This is a genomic window from Shewanella sp. A22 (genome assembly GCF_053850585.1).
The window spans coordinates 1-2,492 of the sequence record NZ_JBSQBN010000219.1 but is presented as its reverse complement, the minus strand read 5'-3'; the positions used below and the strand labels follow the sequence as shown (position 1 = coordinate 2,492).

Here is a 2,492-nt window from a genome sequence, read left to right as displayed (position 1 = left end):
AAAGGACTTTGAAACCCGCCAGAATGGAGTCTCTCAGGTATTCCACTTCTGTGTTACATCGATTTAAAAGGCAACAACCATTTCTACATCAATGTGCCTTGAATTGAAAAACCTGAGAGACTCTGAATTGACCAGATATTTAATGGGATTGGTATTAAACTAAAGTGTTGCTACATTAAAAGATTAATGCCGACGTTATTACTTTCGAAGAAATACTCACAGATTGGAACCACAACATGCTCAACGTACTTTGTTCAGGATTACTTAACGTAATAGGTTGGAAATTCGAAGGTCAACTTGAGAAAAGCCAAGCATGTGTCATTATTGTTGGCCCGCATACCAGCAACTGGGATTTCATCATTGGAATTATTGCCCGCAGCGCCCTAAACACAAAGATTCACTTTTTAGGTAAACATCAGCTATTTATTCCGCCATGGGGCTGGCTGTTTAGTGCAATGGGCGGCAGCCCAGTGGATAGACGAAAAGACAATAACTTGGTTGATGCTGCAGCCCAGCTGTTTAAGCAAAATCCTAATTATAAATTAGCTCTAGCGCCAGAAGGTACTCGCAGCCCAGTTAGCCGCTGGAAAAGCGGTTTTTATCATATTGCGTTGAAATCTGAAGTGAACATTGTGCCAATAGGGTTAGATTTTGGCCGAAAAACCATTGTTATAGCCAAGCCCTTACGGCCGACGGGAAATATTGAACCTGAAATAAACCAGTTAATGGATTTCTACCGCTCAATAGAAGGATATCATCCAAAAACCATTCCGAGTTATCAACAAAAATAATACCTGGGCGCCACAAGCTAGAATTGATTCGCCATGTACACCACGTCCATTAACCATCTGAGCCATTCAGAGTCACTGAGCTATTCAATTCAAGGCACTACAAAATCTAAACAGCTAAAACAATTCTTCATGTAAGCCAAGTATCACTGCCGCTCTTTGCAATGCTTAATACTGCGAATGTCCGTTCCTGTCGGTATTTGAAATGCACGTAAACCAAATTCAGGTAATACCGCAAAGATATGATCAAAAATATCGGCTTGAATCGCTTCGTAGTAAGTCCAACGTATATCGTTGGTAAAAATATACAGCTCTATCGGCAAGCCTTCAGTTGTTGGAGCAAGCTGTCTTACCATCAACGTCATATCTTTATGAATCTTGTCATGCCGACGTAGATACTCTTGTAAATACGCTCTGAACGTTCCAATGTTAGTTAAATGGCGGCCATTAACCTTCATTTCAATGTCGCTAACATTAGCATTGGCAGCGCTAATCTCACTGAATATTTGTGGTAAATACTCTTTTAAATAATTTACTTTACCTAAACGAATACGCTCTTCATCAGTTAAAAACTGGATACTATTCACATCAATATTTATCGAGCGTTTAATGCGTCTACCACCTGACTCAGACATACCACGCCAGTTTTTAAATGCATCTGATACTAGGGCATACGCTGGGATCATCGTAATGGTGTTATCCCAATTACGTACTTTAACCGTAGTCAAGGTGACATCTTCTACTGCACCATCTGCGGCATACTTATCCATTTGGATCCAATCACCTTTGCTCACCATACGGTTAGCCGCTAATTGAATACCAGCTACAAAGCCTAAAATGGTATCGCGAAAAACCAACATAACCAGACCTGTTGCTACACCTAAACCACTGAAAAAGTATATAGGCGACCGGTCGGATAAAATGGCAAAAACCACAATTAAGCCAATAAAAAATAGAAATAACTTAGTTAACTGTACAAAGCTTTTTACCGGTAAGCGTCTATTAATATGGTTTACATCAGCAATTTCATCACCAGCATTAAGCGCGCTATAAATGGCTCGCAAAACAAAAAACACTAATAATGAACTCAACATGCGATCAATAATCATGCTAGCCAGTTCATGTGAGGTAAGCACGATAGGTAACAGTAAATCAAGGATCCCAATTGGCACAAGCAAGGCGACACGTTCAAACACATTAAAGCGCATGAATATATCGTCCCAAGTTACCGATGAACGACGGATCACAGCATTGATGCCATGCACCACAAAGCGATGGGCGATGTAATAGCCAATACCCGCAATGACCAAACAGGCGAAGATTAATATCGAGGTTGCCAATCCATCTGTTGGCTGACTATTCACCCCGAGACGGGTTAACCAATCAGCAATTTCGATCCGTACTTCTTTATTCACAAACAAATCCTTAGCAACTTTGGTTCTTTACATTAAAGAACGTTTAAAACACTCAACAATCAACCGACATGTAAAGTTTTCAAGATGCTCATTATGCCCTGTCTTGTGATGAAACGTTAACTAACTTATTCAATATTATACTGGCCACCATATTAATTTTTAGCTAATACCAATCCTATTAAATATGTGATCTTTCAGCGGGAGTTCAAAGTGCTGTAGGCAAGGCAGATGATTGAAGCGAATAGTGATCCTCGGTAACAAGCTCCTGCGTTACTCTACCTCCAGCATC

2 protein-coding genes are annotated in these 2,492 nt (G+C 40.2%); one reads left to right on the top strand and one right to left on the bottom strand.

Annotation, left to right across the window (positions count from 1 at the left end; translation table 11 throughout):
• Positions 1-236: 236 nt before the first annotated feature.
• Entirely contained in the window at positions 237-791 is a 555-nt protein-coding gene (locus tag ACWXWT_RS20295) for a lysophospholipid acyltransferase family protein (RefSeq protein WP_456043378.1), read from the top strand.
• A gap of 143 nt (positions 792-934) precedes the next feature.
• On the opposite strand, the gene ACWXWT_RS20290 is transcribed toward ACWXWT_RS20295, so the two are convergent.
• Entirely contained in the window at positions 935-2,203 is a 1,269-nt protein-coding gene (locus ACWXWT_RS20290) for a mechanosensitive ion channel family protein (RefSeq protein WP_456043377.1), read from the bottom strand.
• Positions 2,204-2,492 lie beyond the last annotated feature (289 nt).

Bases quoted from the DNA above. Each gene is read 5' to 3' on its own strand.
- ACWXWT_RS20295 (WP_456043378.1), top strand. From the start codon at position 237: ATGCTCAACGTACTTTGTTCAGGATTACTTAACGTAATAGGTTGGAAA.